This is a genomic window from Selenomonas sp. oral taxon 149 str. 67H29BP (genome assembly GCF_000146365.1).
Lineage (GTDB): Bacteria > Bacillota > Negativicutes > Selenomonadales > Selenomonadaceae > Centipeda > Centipeda felix.
In genome coordinates this window covers 1,626,216-1,648,400 of sequence record NZ_GL397087.1, presented here as the reverse complement: position 1 = coordinate 1,648,400, position 22,185 = coordinate 1,626,216, and the positions used below count along the sequence as shown (strand labels likewise).

The window sequence follows — 22,185 nt, the reverse complement described above, 5'->3', positions numbered from 1 at the left end:
TCAAAGGAGAGTTTTATGATCTACGGCAGCATCCATCATGAAGATACCTATTCCTTCCTCCCGCCGCGCATCCGTCAGGCACTTGACTTTGCCCGCACGCATGACCTCGGTGCGCTCCCCACAGGGCGCTGCGAGATCGCGGGCGACGATGTCTATGTCAACATTGCGCACTATACGACGGGGGAGCGCAGCGAAAAGATCTGGGAGGCGCACCGCGCCTACATCGACATCCACGTCCTTGCTGAGGGGACGGAGAAGATCGACGTCAGTCTCATCGAGCGCATGGAGACGCACCCGTACGAGGCGGACAAGGACTATGTGCCCGCCGATGGTGCCGTCACACAGACCACCATCATGCGGCCTGGGGATTTCCTTGTCTGCTTCCCTGAGGACGTGCATCGCTCAGGGGTGAAGGTGGATGCACCGGCACCGCTCAAAAAGGGCATCTTTAAGGTTCGCGTGTAATCTTGGGAGGAACAGACTTTGTATATCTGCATTGACATCGGTGGGACAGATATCAAATACGGCGTCATGGATGTGGCGGGCGAGTTCGCTGTGCATGGCACCCTCCCCACCGAGGCGAAGACGTATGGCGGTCTCGGCATCGTGCGCAAGGTCTCGGACCTCGTTCGTGAGACATGCGGGGTATACGATGTGCGTGGTGTCGCCATCTCTACGGCAGGGATGGTCGATCCCGCGACGGGGGAGATTGTCTATGCACTGGAGGAATCTATTCCACAGTATCGTGGGGTCAACTGGAAAGCCATCATGCGCGAGAATTTTGATCTCCCGGCCTCTGTCGAAAACGACGTCAACTGCGCCGCACTCGGTGAGCTGTGGAAGGGGGCAGGGCGCGGTGCATCCTCACTCTTTGCCATGACCGTTGGTACGAGTATTGGCGGCTGTCTCATCATGGATGGACGCGTTGTGCATGGCGTTTCGCGCAGTGCAGGTGAGATCGCCTATATGCGCGTGCCGGGCGGACGCCTCCATGAGCGCTGCTCCGCCACCTGTCTCGTCGCCTCCGTCTGCCGCACAAAGGGGCTGCCTGCCGGCAGCATCGACGGGCACGCCGTCTTTGACCTCCTCAGGAAAGGAGATCCCGATGCCGCCGAGGAGGTCACGGCACTCATCGACGCACTCGCGGACGCGATCACAAACGTCATCGCAGTCGCGAACCCGGAGCGCGTCGTCCTTGGCGGCGGCATCATGGCGCAGGAGGAGGTGCTGCGCCCGCCCCTTGAGGAGGCACTGCGTGGCCGCCTTCCGCCCCTCGTCTACGAGGCAACCACCATTGCATTCGCCGCTACACAGAACGACGCGGGTATGCTCGGCGCACTCTATCACTTCCTTCAGGAACATGGAAATCTGAGCGTGTCGGTGCTTCCATAGGAACCCATATATTGTGTATAACATGACCCCCAAAAGCCGAAACAATCAAGCTGCTTTCGTGGGCAGATGATTGGCACACAAAGGAGAAAACAGTATGAAACGCTCATTGCATTGCACTGCGCTCGCGGCACTCGTTGCACTTGCGCCGCTCTCTGCTGCGGCTGCTCCCGCCACCGTGGGAAGTCCTGCACTCGCATGGCAGTCGATGGGAACGCTCTCACCCGCAGAGGGGCGGACGGAGAATATCGGCGTTGCGGGACTTCTTCAGGGCACATTTGGCGACTATATCATCGTCGGCGGCGGCGCGAATTTCCCCGATGGTGGGCCGCTCACAGGCGGGGCGAAGGTGACCTATCCCGACGTCTACGTCCTGCGTGCCGAGGAGGCAGGACTCACCGAGACGGATCACGCACAGATGCCGTACCCCGTCGGATACGGCGTATCCGCAACGACACCGGACGGCGTACTCTACTTTGGCGGGAGCACAGACGAGTCGGGAGCGCGTGCCGTGACACGCCTCACCGCGCCGAACGGCAAGCTCCGCACAGAGACGCGGCCCGCGCTGCCCTTTGCCCTCCAGAACGGTGTCGCCGCCTATGACAAGGGCACAGTGTACCTCGGCGGCGGCAAGCAGGACGGCGTGCTCAGCAAGAAGTTCTACACCTACGATGTCAAGACAGGGATGCTGTCATCTCTCCCCGACTTCCCCGGCGAGCCACGCGAGCAGTCGGTCGCAGAATTCCTCGACGGGCGGCTCTATGTATTCAGCGGCGGCGCGAACGTAGCGTACACGGACGGCTATTCCTACGATCCGAAGACACGCGCATGGACAGAGATCAAGGGGACGAACGTGGACGGCACGCCCGTCTCGCTTCTCGGTGCGCGTGCCGTGCGTCTCAATGCGGACGAGATGCTCGTTGTCGGCGGCTTCAACTGCGAGATCTACGACTGGGCAGTATCGAATCTGAACACCCTGCAAGGGGAGGAAAAGGACGCATTCCGCGCACATTACTTCACAATGCCGCCCGAGGACTACCACTGGAACCGGGAAATCCTCGTCTACAGCGCAAAGGCCGACGCATGGCGAAGTGTCGGACAGCTGCCGTTCCCTGCCCCATGCGGCGAGGCACTCGTCATCGCACGCGGCGCACTCTTTTCCATCAGCGGTGAGGTGAAGCCCGGCGTACGCAGCCCGCGCCTCTATCGCGGACTGTTTGTGAAGTGACGAACGCCGCTCTTTGCCCTGCCGCATCCTTCGGACAGCCCAACGAAGGGACTGCCCACAGGAAAAACGCCGCTCTGCGTGGACGGCGTTTTCTTTTTCAAAAAAATCTGCTATGATGAAAGGCAAGAATTGCATGAGGTGATCCAATGAAGATACTCAGCCGGCTTGATGATCTGCCGTTTCGCGTCTCGAAGGGCGACCGCAAGATTATCGCCTGCATCCGTGCTCATCTCACGGAAATCCCGCGCATGACCATTCGTGAGATCGCCCATGCGAGCGGCACGGCAGAGGCGACCTGCACACGCTTCGTTCGAAAGATGGGCTTTGCGGGACTCAGTGATTTCAAGGCGGCACTTGCCGCGGAGGGAGCAGAGCTGGGACGCTATCTCGACCGCGGGAATATCCAAAATGGGGAGACACCGCGTGAGACGGCGCGCAAGCTGCTCTCCGCGAACGTGATTGCCCTCGAAAAGACGCAGGACATCATCGCGGATGAAACGATTGACCGCTGTGCCCGTCTTCTCATCGGCGCACAGCGGATCGCGTTCATCGGACTGGGCTATTCGGGGATCATTGCGCAGGACTCCTGTTTCAAGTTTCTGCGCATTGGCATGAACTGCATCGCGCCGCGCGATAATCACACGATGCGGATGATCGCCGCCATCATGGAGCCGGGCGATGTTATTGTCGCCATTTCGCACTCGGGTGAGACGGCGGACATCCTTGCAACGGTCGATATCGCCCGCGCACGCGGCCTGCGGATCATCTCCCTGACGGAGCATCATCCCTCGCGGCTCCGCAGCGCCTCCGATGTGAGTCTTACCTACATCGCGGCGGAAACTCCTCTCGAGACGGGCTCCATCGCCTCCAAGACGGCGCAGTTCTTCCTCGTTGATCTTGTCTACACCGAGGTGCTGAAGATCCTTCCGCCAAGTGCCATGGAAAAGCGCATCCGAACAACGGCGGCCGTGCGGGAGACAAAGGAGTAAAAACGCTCCATTCAGGCATAGAAAAGCTCCCCCTCCATTGTGGAGGCGGAGCTTTTGTTATTTCAGTGACGGGAAGAGAAGCGTACCCTGATCGAGGCCGTAACGGATCCGCACATTGGCGTCAGAGGCGTAGTCCACGGCAAGGGAGGAGATATGTTCACGTGTGGTGATGTAGTCGCTGGATGCGCGGAGGGCCGGGATGGAGAAGGGGAGGTCGCCGTCCCTTTCGTGCGTTAGAATGAGCGGTGCCTGTTCGCCGTGCTCGGCGATGGCATTCAGGATGATATTGAGGCAATCCCCGCATTGATCGTGTGGCGGGATCGCCATGATGAGTGCTGCCCGATCCTCTGCATGGTAGGTATTCAGAAAGGTATAAACGACGCGTGGCCACACTGCTGCGCTCGGTTCGATTTCAAAGTCTGGGATGAAGTAGGAGATGTGATAGTTCTTTTCACGCAGATCGTTGATGGTCTCCATGATTTCGTCTGGCTCCTCGATCGGTTGAGGAACATCGAATGCGTCAATGAATTGCTGTATATCTCCGTAGAGAAGGGGGGCTGCCTCCACGATCTGCTCTTCGGGCCAGTTCCACCACTTGATGCGCTGCAGTGCAGCGATGGTCTCCGCATCAAATCGATACTTGATGATACGTGCCGGATTGCCAACGACAATGGCGTATGGGGGGACGTCCTTTGCCACAACGGAACCCGCACCGATGATGGCGCCGTTGCCAACGCGGACACCATTCAGGATCATAGCAGCGCAGCCGATCCATACATCGCTGCCGATAACGACCTGATGATAATTGATTGGATCAGAATGCGGGTTTGTCACACCATCCGCTCCGGGAAGAGCGTTCGCGTCTAGGAGCTTGTGTTGGGGATACATTGTTGCACAACGGTAGTCGTGGTTGACTGCAATCTCGAAGAGGAGGCGATGGGAAAGAGTAGAGTATTTTCCTATGAGAATATGACAGGCAGGACTTCCTATTTCGACGGTTGCATAAACGATGTACGTTTTTTCTCCGGCGGTTACAATGGGGATATTGTTATCGATAAGTATTTTTCTTTTTTTAAATTTAAAATCCATTAAATTGATGTTCATTTTCTCTTCTCTCCAACCAACAGCGCAGCGCTCATTCTCATCATACCATAATTTCTTTTATTCGCCTAGGAAAATACAGATAAAACGTCATTTGCGCAGCGCATGGTCTGACGGAGGAACGCCTCCATTGTGCGACGCATATCGCATGGGCGACGGGCGGGCGGCTCGTGCCGGCAGAGGTTTGGGAGGATTATTTAGAGATGTATCGGTGATTCTGCAAAAAAAGCATCGCTTTCTGTGAAAAGAAGCGATGCTTTTTGATATGTAGTTTTTACTCACTCACCTGCGCTGTCGACGATGCGGTTCATGGTTGCCATGGAGGCAACGCGGTCGCTTTCGGCGATGGTCATGAGTTTGACGCCCTGGGTGTTGCGGCTGATGAGGGAGATCTCGTCGACGCTGGTGCGGATGACGATTCCCTCGGTGGTGATGAGCATGAGTTCTTGGTTCTCACGCACGACGCGGATGCCGACGACGGGGCCGGTTTTTTCGGTGACCTTCATGTTGATGAGTCCCTTGCCGCCGCGCGTCTGGGTGCGATACTCGGAGGCGGTAGTGCGCTTGCCGTAGCCGCCCTCGGTGACGGTGAGCACCTCGGAGTCGCTGCGCAGGACGTCCATGGCAACAACCTCATCGCCGTCGGCGAGGGTGATGCCGCGTACGCCGCGCGCAACGCGCCCCATGGAGCGTACGCCGTCCTCGGGGAAGGTGATCGCCTTGCCGCCGCGCGTGCCGAGCATGATGCGGTTCTCACCGTCGGTGAATTTGACGCCGATGAGTTCGTCGTCCTCGTCGAGGTTGACCGCCCTCAGGCCGTTCTTGCGGATGTTGCCAAACTCGGAGAGCGGTGTTTTCTTGACGACGCCGTGCTTGGTGCCGAGGAAGAGGTAGCGGTCGGCGCGGAATTCCTTGACCTGGATGACGGCGGTGATGCGCTCGTCATTCTCGACGGCGAGGAGGTTGACGATGGCCGTGCCCTTTGCCTGCCGTCCGCTTTCGGGGATTTCATAGGATTTCAGCACGAAGGCACGCCCGCGGTTCGTAAAGAAGAGGATATCGTGGTGCGTGGTGGTGATGAGGAGGTCGCTGACGATGTCGGTTTCCTTGGTCCCCATGCCGCGCACGCCGACGCCGCCGCGCCGCTGGCGGCGGTAAGTATCGAGCGGGATGCGCTTGATGTAGTTGTTCAGGGTGAGGGTGACGACGACGTCCTCCTCGGCGATGAGGTCTTTGATGTCCATCTCACTCGCATCAAAGGTGATTTCTGTGCGGCGTTTGTCGCCGTATTTGTCACGCACTTCGATGAGCTCGTTTTTGATGATGGCAAGTACCTTCATGCGGTCGGCAAGGATGCCCTTGAGTTCTTCGATCAGTTTCAGTACCTCTTGGTACTCCTCTTCGATTTTCTCGCGCTCGAGGCCGGTGAGGCGCTGGAGGCGGAGGTCGAGGATGGCCTGTGCCTGTTTCTCGGTGAGTTTGAAGCCGTCCATGAGTGCCGTGCGTGCGATGTCTGCCGTGCGGCTTTCGCGTATCGTTGTAATGACAGCGTCCAGATGGTCGAGTGCTATTGTCAGTCCTTCGAGGATATGGGCACGTGCCTCTGCCTTTGCCAGTTCATAGCGGGTGCGCCGCGTGATGACCGTTTCCTGATGGTCGATGTAGTGCTCAAGGACGTGCTTGAGGTTCATGATGACCGGCTGGCCGTCGACGAGCGCGAGCATGATGACGCCGAAGCTGTCCTGCAGCTGGGTGTGTTTGTAGAGCTGGTTGAGGATGACGTTCGGCGCGCTGTCACGGCGCAGTTCGATGACGATGCGCATGCCGCTGCGGTCGGATTCGTCGCGCAGGTCGGTGACGCCGTCGATCTGTTTGTCGCGGACGAGTTCGGCGATTTTCTCGATGAGGCGTGCCTTGTTGACCTGATACGGGAGTTCGGTGACGATGATGCGCGGTTTGCCATTGCTCATCGTTTCGATGTGGGCGCGTGCGCGCATTTTGATGACGCCGCGTCCAGTGGTGTATGCCTTGCGGATTTCCTCGGTGCCGAGGATGAGTCCCGCCGTCGGGAAGTCGGGTCCCTTGATGACGCCCATGAGTTCGTCGATGGTGGTGTCGGGGTTGTCGATGAGCATGAGGGTGCCGTTGATGACCTCGACCATGTTGTGCGGCGGGATGTTGGTCGCCATGCCGACGGCGATGCCCGCGGTGCCGTTGACGAGGAGCTGCGGGAATTTCGCGGGGAGGACGGTCGGTTCTTTCTCCGAGCCGTCGTAGTTGTCCGTAAAGTCGACGGTTTCCTTGTCGATGTCGCGCAGCATGAGCTCGGCGATTTTCGACATGCGCACTTCGGTGTAGCGCATGGCGGCGGCAGAGTCGCCGTCGACGGAGCCGAAGTTGCCGTGGCCGTCCGCGAGCATGTAGCGCATGGAGAAGTCCTGCGCCATGCGGACGATGGCGTCGTAGACGGAGCTGTCGCCGTGCGGGTGATATTTACCGAGCACTTCACCGACGATGCGCGCTGATTTTTTGTACGGCTTGCTGCTGGTCATGCCCGAGCCCTGCATCGCATAGAGGATGCGGCGGTGTACGGGCTTCAGGCCGTCGCGTACGTCAGGAAGGGCGCGCGCGACGATGACGCTCATCGCATAGTCGATGTAGGAGTTTTTCATCTCGTGTTCGAGGTTGACGGGGACGATGCGCCCCTGTCCAAAGTCCAGATCCAAAATGTCACCTCTCCGTGTTCGTTTCATAAAAATACATACTAAGTATAGCATTTTCGCGGGGAAAAGTCTATGTTTGGGGGCGTGGGGTAACACCGTATTGCGCAACGAGGTGTTCGCTTAGGAGCCGCGCACAGCATCGTCTCACGATATTTTGTCAAAAGTCAGGGGCTCTTTGCTGAGAGAGGGGAGAAAAGGGATTCTTCTTCTTCCCGTCGAATAGAGGTTATATTGCGAAAGGCGGGATGGTATGGACGATGTGCAGGCACTGCGGCAGGAGATTCTCCTGCGTGCCAATGATCTCTATGAAAAGAGGGAGTATGCGCGTGCGGCGGAGGTCGCGCAGGAGCTGCTGACGGTTCTGCCCGAGGATGCGGAGATGCGCTATATTCTCGCCGCCGCGCTGACGCAGACGGGGGCGTACGATGCGGCGCGGGCGGAGGTCGCACGCATCCGCGCTGTGTGTCCCGACCATGCGGGCGCCGCGCGGCAGGAGGTCTATATCGACCGCGCGGAGGGGAGGCTCGCGACGGAGATCGCACATCTGCGCGCGCTGATCGATATGCTGAAACGGCGCATGGCAGAGGAGGAGGAGCGCCGTGCGCACGATGCGGTGTTTCTTGCGAGTGCGTACAGTCTCCTCGGTTCGGCATTGACGGAGGCGGGGGAGGCACAGGAGGCGGTCGCGGCGTTTCTCGCGTCCGCACAGCTGGAGACGGAGCGCGCACAGGGGGCGGTGGAGTACAGCAACGCGCTCTTTGCCGTGAACTATCTTCCGACCCATCTGCGCCCCGCCTATGCAGGGCTTGCGCACGTCTATGATGCGCTCTTTGCCGATGTCCTGCCGCGGGCGGAGGCGGCGGACGCCGTGCGCGGGCATGCGCGCATCCGCATCGGCTATATCTCGCCCGATCTCTGCGTGCATCCCGTCGGGCGGCTCGTGCGCCCGCTCCTCACGCAGTATGACCGCACTCAATTTGCCGTCCATTGCTACGCGCGCTGCGCAGAGGATGCGCTCTCCGAGACGTTTCGCTGTGGATGTGTGGCATAATATTCGCGCGCTCTCTGCGGCAGAGGCGGCGGCGCTCATCCGCCGTGACGAGGTGGATATTCTCGTCGATCTTGCGGGGCATACAAAGGGAAATTCTCTGCCCGTTCTCGCGTTTCGCCCCGCACCCGTGCAGGTGACGGGGATCGGCTACTTTAACACGACAGGGCTCTCTGCGGTGGACTATGTGCTCTCGGATGTGTATGTCGATCCGCCGGGGGCGGGAGATGATGCGATGACGGAGGAGATCCTCCGCCTGCCGCACAGTCATTTCTGCTATTCACTGCCCGATGATCTGCCCCCTGTCATGCCTCCGCCGATGGAGCAGAGGGGACACGTGACGTTCGGTTCATTTAATAATTTCAATAAGGTGACGGATGAGGTGCTGTGCCTCTGGCGGCAGCTGCTGGATGCGGTGCCGGGGGCGCGTCTCCTCGTTAAGAGCAGGATCTTTGACCATGGGGAGGGGCGCGCTATGGTCGCGGAGCGTCTCGTGCGCTGTGGCATTCCCGCCGTGCGTGTCGAGATGCGCGGGTTCAGCCGCGGCTATCTGGCAGAGTACGGGGATGTGGATATCGCGCTCGATCCGTTTCCCTATACGGGCGGCATAACGACCTGTGAGGCACTCTCGATGGGCGTACCCGTGGTGACGCTTGCAGGGACGAGCCACGGCGCACGGTTCGGTGCGAGCCTCCTCACGAATGCACATCTCCCCGAGCTCGTCGCGCAGACGCCGGCGGACTATGTGCGGATCGCGGCGGGGCTTGCCTCCGATCCTGCGACCCTGCGTGCTCTGCGGATGAATCTGCGCACGATGCTGCGGCACGCACCGCTGACGGATGCCGCAGGCTATGTGCATGATGTGGAGGACGCGTATCGGTCGATCTGGGCGAGGTTTGTGCGTACGGCAGACGGTACGTGAGAGGTGTGATATGAAGCGTCGTTTCTGTCTTTCGGTGCTCGCTCTGTTCTGCTCCGTGCTGTCGGGCTGCGATTTTTTCGTCACGGAAAACAGCGATCCCTATACGGCGGATGAGGTCGCCGCGATGGTGAATGGAAAATTTCATGCCTATGGGGCGCAGGTCGTGCCGGAGGGAGTGCAGACGCTGCGGGAAAAGCCGTTTCAGAGGAATCGTTATGCGCTCTATGATGCGGGGAACGGGATCCGCTTTACCGCTGCGGCGGAGATTCGGCGTGCACAGTTCCCCTATCCCTTCCTTTACCGCGATACGGATGCCGCTGCGGCGTATGCGGAAGGCTATTTCGCCCATCTCTATCCCGCAGTGAATGCTGCCGCGGCTGATGTTCATCTCACGGTGGCGTCCCCCGAGGAGGCGGCAGCGCTGCGCGGGAGTCATGTGATGCACGAGGGAGAGGCGCTTTTTGATCAGGGCGATTTTATCTTTCTCCATGAGGCACGCGGAGCGGATGCTGTGGATCTGTGCCGTGCACTGCACGCGCTCTATCGCCCGCAGGGCGACGATACACTCCTCACGGAGGCACATGGGCGCAGGATAACATTCTGCTGTTTGCCGGAGGGCACGGAGGAGCAGGCGCGCGCGGTGCCGATCATGACGTTCTATCTGCGGGCGGGAGAGGACTGGGCGCGGACGCTATACGAGAATCCGGGGCACTCGTCGGGGGAGAAGGATGCCGCGCTCCTAGAGGAGCGGCTGGCAGAGTATTTTGAGGTGCGGCTGAAGGCGGCGAAGGCGTACGTGAGAGAACATCGGAAATAAACTAAGGGACTGCTGTACGAAGTTTGCAGCTTCGTACAGCAGTCCCTTAGTTTCTATATATCGCTCAGCCGAGGGTGTGTCCGAGCAGCTCACGCGTGTGGGCGGCAACGGCGGACGGGGTGATGTCGGTGCGGCGTGCGACGCCCGTGTTGAGTGCCGCCTCAGCGACAGCCGCGGCGACGGTCGGTGCGACGCGCGGGTCGAGCGGGCTCGCGATGATGTTGGTCTCGTTCAGCTCGGACTCGTGGATGAGGGAGGCAATCGCGCCGGCGGCGGCAATTTTCATCTCCTCGTTGATTTCCTTTGCACGGACGTCCAGTGCACCGCGGAAGATGCCCGGGAAGGCGAGGAGGTTGTTGACCTGATTCGGGAAGTCGGAGCGTCCCGTGCAGACGATGCGTGCGCCTGCTGCCTTTGCCTCGTCGGGCAGGATCTCGGGGACAGGGTTCGCCATCGCCATGACGACGGGGTCCTTGCTCATGCTCTTGATCATCTCGGGGGTGAGGCTGCCGGGCGCGGAGACGCCGATGAAGATGTCCTTGCCCTTGATGACCTCGGCGAGCGTGCCCTGCTCTTTCTGATGGTTGGAGACTTTGGCGAGGCTCTCCTTGTACGGGTTCATGTTCTTTTCGCGTCCCTCGTAGATCGCGCCCGTCGTGTCGCAGAGGACGACGGTCTTGATGCCGTAGGCAAAGAGGAGGCGCGCAATCGCCTGTCCTGCCGCACCCGCACCGTTGATGACGATGTTTGCCGTCTTGAGGTCACGCCCGAGGTACTTGTATGCGTTGAGGAGAGCGGAGACGACGACGATCGCCGTGCCGTGCTGGTCGTCGTGGAAAACGGGGATGTCAAGGGTCTTTTTGAGCTCGTTCTCGATGTCAAAGCACTGCGGTGCCTTGATGTCCTCGAGGTTGATGCCGCCGTAGGTCGGTGCGATGAGCTGGCAGACCTTGACGACGTCCTCGACCTTTTCGCTGTTCACGCAGACGGGGACGGAGTCGACGCCCGCAAAGCCCTTAAAGAGGATCGCCTTGCCCTCCATGACGGGGAGTCCTGCGCCCGCGCCGATATTGCCGAGGCCGAGGACGGCGGTGCCGTTCGTGACAACGGCGACCATGTTGCCCTTGCTCGTGTAGTCGTAGATCTTTTCGGGATCCTCTTTGATTGCGAGGCACGGTGCGGCGACGCCGGGCGTGTAGGCGCGGCTGAGGTCGTCGCGCGTCTTCAGCGGGACGGTCGGCGTGATGCCGAGCTTGCCGTGGTGGTTCTTATGAAGGTCGAGTGATTCTGCATCAAATTTGCTTCCCATAGTGCATTTTCCTTTCCTTGGGGATGTCCTCTCTATATGTCCTCTGCCGCCGTTTCTAGGGTGCCCCTTCCCCATCGGGGAGGCAAGAGGGCGTTATGCTTTGTGATTGGATCGGTGCAGCGATTTCTTAGTTTTCCTTGCCGGGGCTGCCGCCGCTGCGCTGCGGTGCTGCGGTGTCGCCGCCGCTGTCGGCACTGCTGCTCTGGCGCGTGCTCGCGTGGCGGCTGTTGCTCCCGTTTCCACTTCCAGTGTCGGTGTTGGCCGATTTTTTCGGTGGGGATGTGTCGGTGCTCTGGGATTTACTCTCCTTGTCGCTGTTCTTTCGCTCGGTGGATTTGCGCTCGGTCTTGCTGCTGTCCTCGGAGGAGGAGTGTTTGCGGCTCCGTGTGTCGAGTGCCTCGTCTCCGCTGACGCGGCGGCCGATGCTGTTGTCGCCCTCAGGTACCTCGGTGGCGCCGGCGGGGATGGAGTTCTCGTAGTCGCGGATGGCGCGCTCCATGCGGCTGCGCTCGTTCGCGTTCAGGCTGAGGCCGAGGGTGTTGACCATGTTGCGGCGCAGCTGCTCCATGTCGGGGATCCAGTAGCTGATGCCCTCGATGTAGAGCGGGCGTCCCGGCACCATGTCGGTGCGCAGGCCCTTTGCCTGTGCCTGTTTCAGTGTGCCGATGAACTCCAGCATCTGGCGGACGCTGAGGTCGGTCTTGACGCTGTCGATGACGCTCGAGATGATGCCCGGCAGGCGCGGCAGGATGGCGGGGGTGGTTACAGCGTCAACGCACGCGCGCATGAATTTCTGCTGGCGTTTGACGCGGCCGATGTCGCCCTCCTCGTCGCGGTAGCGGACGTAGGTGACGGCGGTCTTGCCGTCCATGTGCTGGAGTCCCGGGCGCAGATCGATGACGAGGCCGCCGTCGTCGTCCCACGGATCCTCGTAGTACATGCGCTTTTCGACATCGATGTCGATGCCGCCGATGGCGTCGATGATCTTTTGGAAGGCGTGGGTGTTGATGATGACGTAGTGATCCATGCGGATGCCGAGGAAGTCCTCGACGGTGCGCTGGGTGAGTTTTTCGCCGCCGTAGGCGTATGCCGCGTTGATTTTGTCGTAGCCGTTTTTCGGGATGGCGACGCGCGTGTCACGCGGGATGGAGAGGAGCGAGGCCTCGTTCTTCTGCGGGTCGATGGTCGCGACCATGAGGGTGTCGCTGCGTCCGACGTCGTCGGAGCGCTCATCGACGCCCATGATCATGATGGTTGCCTTGTCCTTGGCGGTGAGCAGCTCGTCCTTCGGCATCTCCTTGGCGCGGTCGAGCAGGCTGCTCTGGGCAAAGAAGACGCCCGCGAGCGCCGCAAGGACGAAGATGAGGATCGTGCCGAGCACGATGTAGGGCCATCGTTTCTTTTTCGCCGTTGGTCTCTTCGGTGGTAGTGTCGTCAATGCAGAATCTGTCCTTTCCTCCCCCATCGCAGGAGGGCGCGTGTATTCCGCGCCGTGCGGTTGCGCTTCGCGTGCGTGTGGATTATACTGTAGAAATCACAGGGATGGTACATATCTACTCAGTATCACATAATATATAGCAAACGCGGCGAATATGCAAGGGATTGTTCCTTGGAAAATGGCGGAAATCTGCTGTTTTTGCCGGCGCTAGGCGGCAGGATGGGGCTGTATTCATTGTTCCATTCGGTTTAATCGCAAAAAACATGCAGCCTGCGCTACTTTTTCCATGGTCGGATGAAATGCCGATTCGTGCCGAGAAAATTATTTTGCCGCATCATTTTTGAAAGAAAACCTACTATAATGAAGGAGGGAAAATATGGGCGTTGAGATCGAGCGCAAGTTTACGGTGCGGGTGGACTTCTGCCCACAGGGTGCGGGGACGGAGATGGCGCAGGGCTATCTCTCGCGCGATCCGCAGCGGACGGTGCGCGTGCGTCTCGCCGGCGGGCGCGGCTATCTGACGGTCAAGGGGGAGACGCGCGGGATGGTGCGCGCGGAGTATGAGTATGAGATCCCCCCGACGGATGCGCGGGCGATGCTCGCGCTCTGCGATCCGCCGCTCGTGGAGAAGACGCGCTATGTCGTGGATGTCGCAGGGCGCCGATGGGAGGTCGATGTCTTTCATGGGGCGAACGATGGTCTCGTCGTCGCCGAGGTGGAGCTGCCGTCGGAGACGGCGGAGGTCACGCTGCCTGCGTGGGTGAAACGCGAGGTGACGGGGGAAAAACGCTACTACAATTCGTCACTGATTGTGCACCCTTATCACTCTTGGACGGCGGAGGAGAAGTCCGGATATCCACGTGTCCCTGTGGAAAAGTAGCTCCGATTCTGCTACAAAATATGGAAAATGTCAGCCGATCAACTCCCATATATGGGGTTATCCACTGATTTATCCACGTTATCCACAGAAATCGGAGGATCGTTCGTAAAAATTATGCACATTGTGTAAAGATGTGTGGATAAAGGCAGTTGGGGGCTTTTGAACAATTTTATCCACAGAGTTTTACACAGTTGGGGATAACTTATGGAAAAGGTCGTATACGATATATTCTGTTTATTTTAGGAGGAAGATTTGATGGCGGAGTGGGAGGTATGTCTGCGGCTCGTGCTTTCGTGTGTGATGGGCGGGATCATCGGCTATGAGCGGCAGATGCGGAACAAGTCGGCGGGGCTGCGGACCAATATGCTCGTTGCGCTCGGCTCATGCCTCATCATGATTATGTCGCAGGCGATCTATGACAATGTGGAGGGAAAGACGAATGCCGATCCCGCGCGCCTTGCGGCGCAGGTGGTCTCAGGTATCGGTTTTCTCGGTGCGGGCGCGATCATGAAGGAGGGGCTGACGGTCACAGGACTGACGACGGCGGCGACGCTCTGGGTCGTCGCGGGGGTCGGGCTTGCGGTCGGCGCGGGGTTTTACCTCGGCGCGAGCGTGACGACCGCGATTGTGTTCCTCATCCTCGGGAATCTCTCGCGGCTCGATGCATGGGTCGATCATGAACGCCTGCTCTCGCTCTCCATCCACACGATTGATCGGCCCGGGCAGATCATGCGCGTCAGTGCCTGCATTGAGGATCTCCATCTGCGCTCACGCGGGATGAAGGTCAGGACGGACGAGGACGAGGCGGAGACAGAGACGGGCGGAGAGCGGCGCATCTACCTGACCTTTGAGGTCTACAACCGTGAGAACATCAAGCCGTCCTTCATCGCCGATGCCCTGCGGCAGGTGGACGGCGTGCTGCGCGTCGATGTGGTGTAAACGCAAAGCATACGCCGAACTGCGGGGGCGTGTCGTCCCTCTGACTGAACACCTGTCCTAAGGAGGAGAAAACCCACATGATTGTTCCATCCAAAGACCACTGTGACGTGTTGGTGATCGGCGCGGGCATCGCCGGGATCTGTGCGGCGATTGCGGCGGCAAAAGAGGGCTGCGCCGTCGTGCTCACGAGCAGTACGGAGATCTTTTCCGGCTCCAGCTTTTTCCCGGGGACATGGGGACTGGGGCTGATCGGTCCTGTGGACGCGGCGGACGAGGACGACCTTGCCGCAAGCATTGCGCGGGTCGGGGCGGGGATGACGACACCCGCACTCGTCAAAACCTTCGTACACAAGATCAATCCCGCGATCAACGCGCTGAAAGCACGCGGCATCCGGCTGAGGACGGCGGAAAAATCCGATGAAAAAGAGTTTATCCCCTGTTTTGACCACAAGCGGCGAAATTGGAACGGTCTGGAAGCCGCCCGTATGCGTGCCGTCTTCCAAAAGGAGCTGTCGGAATACGGGGTGCGGCTCTGCCCCCATCATGAGGCATTGGAACTCGTTCAGCGCAGCGGGCGCGTGTGCGGCGCAGTGTTCGCGGCGAAGAACCGCCTCCTCGCCATTCGCAGCAAGGCGGTCGTCCTCGCCACGGGCGGCTACAGCGGGCTGTTTCAGAACTGCCTCACGACCGCCGATGTCACGGGGACGGGACACGCCTTGGCACTGCGGGCAGGGGCGCGGCTCATCAATATGGAGTTCATGCAGATGATGCCCGGCTTCCTCTCCCCTGCGCCAAAGACCGTATTCAATGAAAAGACCTTTCGTTTTGCCACGTTCCGCGACGTGGACGGAAACGACATCTTGGCGCATCTGCCGAACCGCGCCGCACTGCTGGCGCAGCGCTCCACGCACGGGCCGTTTACCGCTGCGGGCGCGGATCGCGCGGTCGACTTTGCCATTGCACGCGCGGAGCAGAGCGGCGGGGCGTATGCAAGCTATTCGGACGAGATGAAGCAAAATCCGCCCGAGTTTATCGCGGCCTATTTCGACTGGCTGCGCGAGAAAAAGGGGCTGACCCCGAACGATCCCGTGCGAATCGGGATGTACGCCCATGCAGCGAACGGCGGCATCGTGATCGACAGCAATGCCGCAACGGATGTCCCCGGCCTTTACGCCTGCGGTGAAGTGACCGGCGGGATGCACGGGGCGGATCGGATCGGCGGGCTGTCCAGTGCAAACGGGCTTGTATTCGGAGAGATCGCGGGCAAATCCGCCGCTACAGAGGCGGGCGGCACGATGGCTGCAGACGATGAGATCCTCCTGCGCGCGCGCAGCATCCCCGATGCACACGGCATACGCAGCCGTCTCCGCAGCGTGATGACAGAGAACGCCATGATCGCACGCAGCGCGGAGGGGCTGACGCGGGCAATCCGCTTCTGCACGGACGCACGGGAGGAAATGGAGCGTAATGCCCCCGCGACAGCTGCAGCGGATGCCGCCGCATCCCTCCGCCTGTCCGCCCAGCTGCGGACGGCAACGGCAGTTCTGACAGCAGCTCTGCTCCGACGGGAAAGCAGGGGCGCACACTACCGCACGGATCACCCTGACACACTGAAATCGGAGGAAAAGAGGATCATCGTTACCGAAACGAACGGCGTGATCACGGCGCGACACGAAAGTTCCGAAGAACGCATGAACAATATGAAAAATATTTGAATTTTATCGCCAAATATGCTATCATTTCCTTGCGAAAATAGAAAATATTTTAAGAACTCACTGATAAAATGGAGTCTATCGGATTGGTTCAGATTTTTCCCGTCAGAGAGATCGGTCGAACACATAGCCAAAGCTAAAGCTGTGGGGAGGATCGAGAGCGCAGTACAGGTGGAAATATGCGCCAAGATGATGGGGACTGCGTGTATCCGCGCTTCCTATGCCCCGATACAAAAGGAGGAAATGATATGACTCGTTCATTCCGTCACGCCGCGCTCGCGGCCTCTTCGTGAAGTGAGCGCAACGCTTGACGAACTGCGCGAATTGAAGTAAAATAAGCATAGAAAAAGGGCACTGCCGATGGGCGGCCGCCCCGTAGAATAGGAAGAAATCTCCGCCTACTGTTTGGAAGCGTTCGGCGGAGTTTTCTTGTTTATGACTTGATTATAAGAATCAAGGTGATGAGCAGAATGAGGAAAACATACAGATCGTAGATCCCCATGCCATCACCCCCTTTCGGGGGCAAGATTAGCCGCCTGCCGTTGCGTACAGTGCCTGCTGTGATTATAGCAAACAAATGTATGCCATGCAATACAGGGAGGAATCGTCATGATCATCTCGTGGGATGAGTATTTTATGGGCGTGGCGCTCTTTTCCGCCTATCGCAGCAAGGATCCGCATACGCAGGTCGGCGCCTGCATCGTCAACGAGGACAAGCATATCGTCGGCGTCGGCTACAACGGGATGCCGAACGGCTGCGACGACCATGAGTATCCATGGGGACGGACGGGGGAGTTCGCCGAGCAAAAGTACCCCTATGTCGTGCATGCAGAGCTGAACGCCATCCTCAACGCAAGCACGTCATTAAAAGGCTGTCGTATCTACACATCACTGTTCCCGTGCAACGAATGCTGCAAGGCGATCATTCAGAGCGGCATTCGTGAGGTCATCTATCTCTCGGACAAGTACGCCGCCGCCGACAGTACGAAGGCATCGAAGCGGATGCTCGCCTCGGCGAATGTCACCTGCCGCCGCATGGAGACGGAGCTGACGGAGGTGCCGGTTCGCTTTACGCCGGAGGAGTAAGTCGTTCCCTTGTACAAAAAGAGCCGCCCTGCGGCTCTTTTTGTATGCGGCGCTGCGGCGGTCATTCTCTCGGGAGAAGCAGCTCAAAATATTCCTCCGTATGACAGCAGATGTCCTCTTCGGCAGGGAGCTCTTCATGTGTGAGTTCTCCTCTGCGGTCAGAGACGGAGATTTTGATGCTCGCGTAGGGGATATGGAGATACATGCGGGTGATCTCTTTGCCGTCACTTGAGAGAAAGAGGGTATAGACGCCTTCATAGGGGAGGAAGAAGGCTGATGCGAAATCATACGTCTCTCCCGCATGAAACGTCTGCCCGCCGTGATCGACGAAGTCCCGTCGGATACGAAAACGGTCTCCTGCCTGTATGTGTCCGAAGGAAAATATCTGATTGTCGGCACTCTGCACCGTACGGTAGAACGCATAGGGGGACAGTTCTTCCTTCTTTTGCCGGAGATATGCATCATGTGCCTCTTGTTTGCGCCGCTGTCTTACACTGTAGAGATAGGCGGCAAGAAAGAACGAGCCGAAGAGGATGGCGGCGATGATGGAAAAGAAGAGAAAGGGGGTCATGTTTCCTCACATGCATGGAAAAGGAGCTGCACAGCAGCTCCTTTTTTGTTCCGTTGTATCGATGTTACCCGACGAGCCATACCACGAAGTAGAGCACGAGCGGGATGGTCACGCAGAAGATGCCGATGAAGTCGATGTAGACACCGGTCTTGATCATCTTTGTGATGGGAATGTAGCCCGATGCATAGACAATTGCATTCGGTGGTGTGGACACAGGAAGCATAAAGCCAAGCGACGAAGAGAGGGCGATACCGATCGCGACGTGGATCGGGCTGAACCCTGCGGATACCGCTGCGGTAATGGCGAGCGGGCCAATCATGTTCGTCGCCGCCGTGTGACTGGTCAGCTCGGAGAGGAGCAGCGCCATCACGCAGAAGATTGCGACGAGGGCGAACTCGGACGGCTCACCGCCGAGCATCCCGACAATGCGGTCGCCGACCCACTGCGAGAGCCCCGTCTTATACATCATGCCGCCCATCGCGAGGCCGCCGCCGAAGAGGATGAGCGTGCCCCACTCGATGCCCTGCACGGCCGATTTCCACTCGAGCGTGAACTTGCGCTCCTTGAAGTTGATCGGCAGGAGGAAGAGGAGCAGCGCGCCGGCCATTGCCGCGACCGCCTCAGGGAAGAGGTGGTTGTACATCTTGAGGAGCGGTGAGGTGCTGCCGAGCGCCATCGAGAGGATGCCCGGGAACACCCAGAGGAAGACGGCGACGAGGAAGCAGAAGAGCGTGTTCTTCTGGGCGCGCGTCCAGCCGCCGAGCTCGGCGACACGCGCGCGGATGAACTCCTCCGCGCCGTCGATGCGCTCGACATCGGGCGGGAACATACGGATGAGAACAATATAGGCGATGATGAAGTACGCCACCATTGCAATGGCGCCCCACGTCATCCATTCGAAGAAGGAGATGTGGATGTTTGCCATCTGATCGAGGAAGCCGAGCATGATGATGTTCGGCGGAGTGCCGATCGGAGTCAGAACGCCGCCGATCGAGCAGGCATACGCCGTCATGAGCATCAGCCCGGTCGCGTACTTGTAGTCGTGCAGGTCGATCTCCTTGCCGTTCGCGGCCATCATTTCCTTGACGGCAGACAGCAGGCCGAGGGCGATCGGGAACATCATCGCGGCCGTCGCCGTATTGCTCACCCAGCCGGAGCAGAGTGCTGCGGCAAGACCGATCGCGAGGAAAATGCGGCGCGGATTCGAGCCGACCCACGAGCGCGAGAGCAGCCAGTAGGCAAAACGCTTGTCGAGTCCATGATCCATCATCGCCTTGGCGAGGATGAATCCGCCCATGAAGAGGAAGATCATCGGATTGGCGAATGCCGCATAGGCATCCTTTGCCGTGACCACGCCTGTTACGACAGCGAGCGTCGGCCCGATGAGGGACGTGACGGGGATGGGTACGGGTTCCGTGATCCACCAGAGTGCCACCAGAACCATGATGGCGAGCAGCTTGTGAGATGCAAGCGTCAGTCCGTCAATCGGCGTCAGGAGCACCAGAATCGCGAGGATTGGCGCGCCAAACAAGCCGACGAGACGACGCGTGCGATCAAATTTCTGCTCAGCCTCATGTATCTGTTGGGCTTCTTTGCTTTGATCTCCACTCATTTTTTCAGCCTCCTTACCGGAAGTAATGATAATTTCTATGTGTATTTTATTATACGAAATTTTGAAGTCTTTTTGCAACACTTTTCTTCACACCAATATGATTTTTTCCTGATTATTCTGCTATAATAAAGAAGGATACGGTATGTTTCGTTCCAAATTAAAGGAGGAGTTTCATGCAGAGCTTTACCTATCATTGTCCGACGGAGATCATCTTCGGGCGGGGGGCGGAGGATGCCGTTCCCGCAAAATTGCGTGCGGCGGGGGCGCGCCGCGTGCTCATTCTCCACGGCGGCGGCAGTGCGGAGCGCTCGGGGCTGCTCTCGCGCATCGAGATGAATCTGACCTCGGCGGGGCTGGCGTTCCTCGTTATGGGCGGTGTACAGCCGAACCCGCGCGTTACATTCGTTCGTGAGGCGATCCGCGAGGGGCTCGCGGCGGATGTGAACTTCATCCTTGCCATCGGCGGCGGCAGCGTGATCGACTCGGCGAAGGCAGTCGCTCACGGCATCGCAAATCCTGACGTGGACATTTGGGATATCTGGACGAAAAAGGCAGAGCTGACGCGCACGATGCCCGTTGCGTCCGTGCTCACCATCCCTGCCGCAGGCAGCGAGACGAGCGACTCCGCCGTATTGACGAATGAGGATACGGGGCAGAAACTGGGGCTGAACGCGCCGCTCAACCGCCCTGTCTTCGCCTTTATGAACCCGACGCTCGCCTTTACCCTGCCGCGTGAGCAGATCGCCGCGGGGGCATCGGACATCATGATGCACACGATGGAGCGGTTCTTCACGGACGTCAAGGAGCCGAACGTCTTCACCGACCGCGTCGCGATTGACCTCCTGCGCACCGTGATGGAGTCCGTGCGCCGCCTCCTCGTCTCGCGCAAGGATTACGATGCGATGAGTGAGCTCATGTTCTGCGGCAGTGTATCACACAATGACCTGACAGGACTTGGACGTGGTAAGGATTTCTCCGTACACAAGCTGAGCCATCCGCTCTCTGCACACTATGATGTGACGCACGGGCGTGCGCTCACTGCGCTCTGGGGATCGTGGGCGCGGTTTGCCTATCCCTACGACCCGGCGCGCTTTGCCCAGTTCGCTGCCGACCTCTTCGACATTGATGCGGGCACGGATGAGGAGCGGGCGCGCGCGGGCATCCGTCACATGGAGGAGTTCTTCACCTCCATCGGGATGCCGACGAGCATCGGCGGGCTGGGGATCGGCACCCTCTCGGCGGGGACGATCGAACAGCTCGCAGACGATGCGACGCAGGAGGACCGCATCCGCATCGGCGTATTCCACCCGCTCACACGCGCCGACGTCATCACCATCTACACGGCGGCAAATCACTAAGCAATCGAAAAAGACCTGCCCGACGAAGTCTGTGATTTCGTTGGACAGGTCTTTTAATTATCACTAATTCCCTAGAAAACAACTTCCTGCATAGACAATGCCAATACATAGAACTGTGAATAGATATTCCCGCAGCGAGCCGACGGTAAAGAGGCGTATCCCGATTTTCTGTGTCGGGAGGACGGCGGGCACCTTGCCACAGACCGCGTCCTCTGCAATGTGGAGAAGTGCACCGAGGAAGATCCATAGGAGTACTGTGAGGAACATCCTGCTCCCAATGTACGTCTCGCTGTGGAGGAGCGCACCGATGAGGGCGAGATAGAGCATTGGCCAGTGTGACCAGCCGCGATGACGGCTGCGCCATGTACGCCATCCGACACTGCCGGGGGTGCCCTCCACCTTGTCCGGCAGGACGGCGCCGACGCATGCCGCCGCCGCCGCGAGTGGATCGGCACTCACCGCATAGGCAATCGTACCCGTGAGTGCAGCGTGCGATACCCATGTCATGATGGCGTATTTCCTCCTCTGAAAATGGGGACGGGCATCGAATCTATACGGATAGATATTGTGCAGACAACAGCTGTTAAGTAACTATGTGTTTGCTCTTTCTCGTGCCTCTTTGATGATGTCGGCGAGAGTGGTCTCCTCCATTTTCTTTTCCATGGCGTGCTGGATGTCTGCGAGGCGATGGTCGAGTACATCGTGGATGTGGCTGCCGACGGGGCAGGCAGGGTTCGGATTCTCATGGAAGCTGAAGAGGGACTGACCGCTGATGCTCTCCACGGCACAGAAGATGTCGGCGAGCGTGATGTCCGTGAGTTCCTTGGCGATATGTGCGCCGCCCTCGCGCCCGCGCGCGACGGTGATGAGCCCCGCGCGGCGGAGCTGACCGAGGATGCGGCGGATGACGACGGGATGTGCGCCGATGCTTCCCGAGAGCGACTCGCTTGTCGCGGGCTCACGTTTGCCGAAAAGATCGACGCAGATGAGGATGTGGACGGCGATGGTAAAGCGGCTCGAAATCTGCATATTGTACCCTCCGTTGTTCGATATTCGTATCATA

The 22,185-nt window shown here is 59.1% G+C and carries 20 protein-coding genes; 12 read left to right on the top strand and 8 right to left on the bottom strand.

The features are described 5' to 3' along the window. Positions 1–15 precede the first annotated feature (15 nt). The 4 genes from HMPREF9166_RS07815 (at position 16) to HMPREF9166_RS07800 (ending at position 3,606) form a co-directional block, all read left to right on the top strand. Positions 16–465: a YhcH/YjgK/YiaL family protein gene (locus HMPREF9166_RS07815; protein WP_009753448.1), complete on the top strand. Its 450-nt coding sequence runs from the start codon at positions 16–18 to the stop codon at positions 463–465. An 18-nt stretch (positions 466–483) separates the two neighbouring features. Further along, positions 484–1,392 carry an ROK family protein gene (locus HMPREF9166_RS07810; protein ID WP_009753447.1) on the top strand — a complete coding sequence of 303 codons (909 nt, stop codon included), beginning with the start codon at positions 484–486 and terminating at the stop codon, positions 1,390–1,392. A gap of 94 nt (positions 1,393–1,486) precedes the next feature. Beyond that, a complete protein-coding gene (locus HMPREF9166_RS07805) occupies positions 1,487–2,617 on the top strand; it encodes a cyclically-permuted mutarotase family protein (protein ID WP_009753446.1) in 1,131 nt (376 codons plus the stop codon). 146 nt (positions 2,618–2,763) lie between these two features. Next, complete coding sequence (locus HMPREF9166_RS07800; RefSeq protein ID WP_009753444.1) at positions 2,764–3,606, top strand: MurR/RpiR family transcriptional regulator; 843 nt, start codon at positions 2,764–2,766, stop codon at positions 3,604–3,606. Between the two features lie 57 nt (positions 3,607–3,663). On the opposite strand, the gene HMPREF9166_RS13255 is transcribed toward HMPREF9166_RS07800, so the two are convergent. Continuing rightward, positions 3,664–4,440, bottom strand: coding sequence for a CatB-related O-acetyltransferase (locus tag HMPREF9166_RS13255; protein WP_302948292.1), 777 nt, complete (start codon positions 4,438–4,440; stop codon positions 3,664–3,666). A 545-nt stretch (positions 4,441–4,985) separates the two neighbouring features. Next, positions 4,986–7,433: a DNA gyrase subunit A gene (gene gyrA, locus HMPREF9166_RS07790; RefSeq protein ID WP_039981216.1), complete on the bottom strand. Its 2,448-nt coding sequence runs from the start codon at positions 7,431–7,433 to the stop codon at positions 4,986–4,988. Between the two features lie 247 nt (positions 7,434–7,680). On the opposite strand from gyrA, the gene HMPREF9166_RS13035 reads away from it, so the two are divergent. Genes HMPREF9166_RS13035 through HMPREF9166_RS07780 form a run of 3 tightly spaced genes read left to right on the top strand, consistent with a single transcriptional unit; the run spans position 7,681 to position 10,217 of the window. Further along, the gene (locus HMPREF9166_RS13035) at positions 7,681–8,481 is read left to right on the top strand and encodes a tetratricopeptide repeat protein (RefSeq protein ID WP_009753441.1); all 801 of its coding nucleotides are present in this window, start codon (positions 7,681–7,683) and stop codon (positions 8,479–8,481) included. Then, positions 8,465–9,400 carry a TPR domain/SEC-C domain protein gene (locus tag HMPREF9166_RS13030; RefSeq protein ID WP_009753440.1) on the top strand — a complete coding sequence of 312 codons (936 nt, stop codon included), beginning with the start codon at positions 8,465–8,467 and terminating at the stop codon, positions 9,398–9,400. The genes HMPREF9166_RS13035 and HMPREF9166_RS13030 overlap by 17 nt, the downstream gene beginning before the upstream one ends. Before the next feature lie 10 nt (positions 9,401–9,410). After that, the gene (locus HMPREF9166_RS07780; RefSeq protein WP_009753439.1) at positions 9,411–10,217 is read left to right on the top strand and encodes a hypothetical protein; all 807 of its coding nucleotides are present in this window, start codon (positions 9,411–9,413) and stop codon (positions 10,215–10,217) included. Positions 10,218–10,281: 64 nt separating this feature from the next. Here HMPREF9166_RS07780 and HMPREF9166_RS07775 read toward each other — a convergent pair whose 3' ends face one another. Both HMPREF9166_RS07775 and HMPREF9166_RS07770 read right to left on the bottom strand, forming a co-directional pair. Continuing rightward, positions 10,282–11,526: an NADP-dependent malic enzyme gene (locus HMPREF9166_RS07775; RefSeq protein WP_009753438.1), complete on the bottom strand. Its 1,245-nt coding sequence runs from the start codon at positions 11,524–11,526 to the stop codon at positions 10,282–10,284. A 127-nt stretch (positions 11,527–11,653) separates the two neighbouring features. Then, positions 11,654–12,964 (bottom strand): LCP family protein, encoded by a 1,311-nt coding sequence (locus HMPREF9166_RS07770; RefSeq protein WP_039981214.1) that lies wholly within the window; start codon positions 12,962–12,964, stop codon positions 11,654–11,656. A 376-nt stretch (positions 12,965–13,340) separates the two neighbouring features. On the opposite strand from HMPREF9166_RS07770, the gene HMPREF9166_RS07765 reads away from it, so the two are divergent. The 4 genes from HMPREF9166_RS07765 to HMPREF9166_RS07750 all read left to right on the top strand — a co-directional run bounded on the left by HMPREF9166_RS07765 (position 13,341) and on the right by HMPREF9166_RS07750 (position 17,581). Beyond that, on the top strand, positions 13,341–13,844 hold the full coding sequence (locus tag HMPREF9166_RS07765) for a CYTH domain-containing protein (RefSeq protein WP_009753435.1): 504 nt from the start codon (positions 13,341–13,343) through the stop codon (positions 13,842–13,844). A gap of 255 nt (positions 13,845–14,099) precedes the next feature. Beyond that, the gene (locus tag HMPREF9166_RS07760) at positions 14,100–14,783 is read left to right on the top strand and encodes an MgtC/SapB family protein (RefSeq protein WP_006690798.1); all 684 of its coding nucleotides are present in this window, start codon (positions 14,100–14,102) and stop codon (positions 14,781–14,783) included. Between the two features lie 77 nt (positions 14,784–14,860). Continuing rightward, positions 14,861–16,498: an FAD-binding protein gene (locus HMPREF9166_RS07755; protein ID WP_009753434.1), complete on the top strand. Its 1,638-nt coding sequence runs from the start codon at positions 14,861–14,863 to the stop codon at positions 16,496–16,498. Between the two features lie 606 nt (positions 16,499–17,104). Continuing rightward, the gene (locus HMPREF9166_RS07750; RefSeq protein ID WP_009753431.1) at positions 17,105–17,581 is read left to right on the top strand and encodes a dCMP deaminase family protein; all 477 of its coding nucleotides are present in this window, start codon (positions 17,105–17,107) and stop codon (positions 17,579–17,581) included. A gap of 61 nt (positions 17,582–17,642) precedes the next feature. Here the strand turns inward: HMPREF9166_RS07750 and HMPREF9166_RS07745 are convergent, their stop codons facing one another. Further along, positions 17,643–18,152, bottom strand: coding sequence for a DUF3601 domain-containing protein (locus tag HMPREF9166_RS07745; protein WP_009753430.1), 510 nt, complete (start codon positions 18,150–18,152; stop codon positions 17,643–17,645). Positions 18,153–18,216: 64 nt separating this feature from the next. After that, a complete protein-coding gene (locus HMPREF9166_RS07740) occupies positions 18,217–19,764 on the bottom strand; it encodes a DASS family sodium-coupled anion symporter (RefSeq protein WP_039981213.1) in 1,548 nt (515 codons plus the stop codon). Positions 19,765–19,937: 173 nt separating this feature from the next. On the opposite strand from HMPREF9166_RS07740, the gene HMPREF9166_RS07735 reads away from it, so the two are divergent. After that, on the top strand, positions 19,938–21,122 hold the full coding sequence (locus HMPREF9166_RS07735; protein WP_009753428.1) for an iron-containing alcohol dehydrogenase: 1,185 nt from the start codon (positions 19,938–19,940) through the stop codon (positions 21,120–21,122). Between the two features lie 63 nt (positions 21,123–21,185). On the opposite strand, the gene HMPREF9166_RS07730 is transcribed toward HMPREF9166_RS07735, so the two are convergent. Together HMPREF9166_RS07730 and HMPREF9166_RS07725 are read right to left on the bottom strand one after the other, a co-directional pair. Continuing rightward, positions 21,186–21,629, bottom strand: a complete 444-nt coding sequence (locus tag HMPREF9166_RS07730; RefSeq protein ID WP_009753427.1) for a metal-dependent hydrolase — start codon at positions 21,627–21,629, stop codon at positions 21,186–21,188. An 84-nt stretch (positions 21,630–21,713) separates the two neighbouring features. Further along, on the bottom strand, positions 21,714–22,151 hold the full coding sequence (locus HMPREF9166_RS07725; RefSeq protein WP_170950743.1) for an Rrf2 family transcriptional regulator: 438 nt from the start codon (positions 22,149–22,151) through the stop codon (positions 21,714–21,716). Positions 22,152–22,185: the final 34 nt, after the last annotated feature.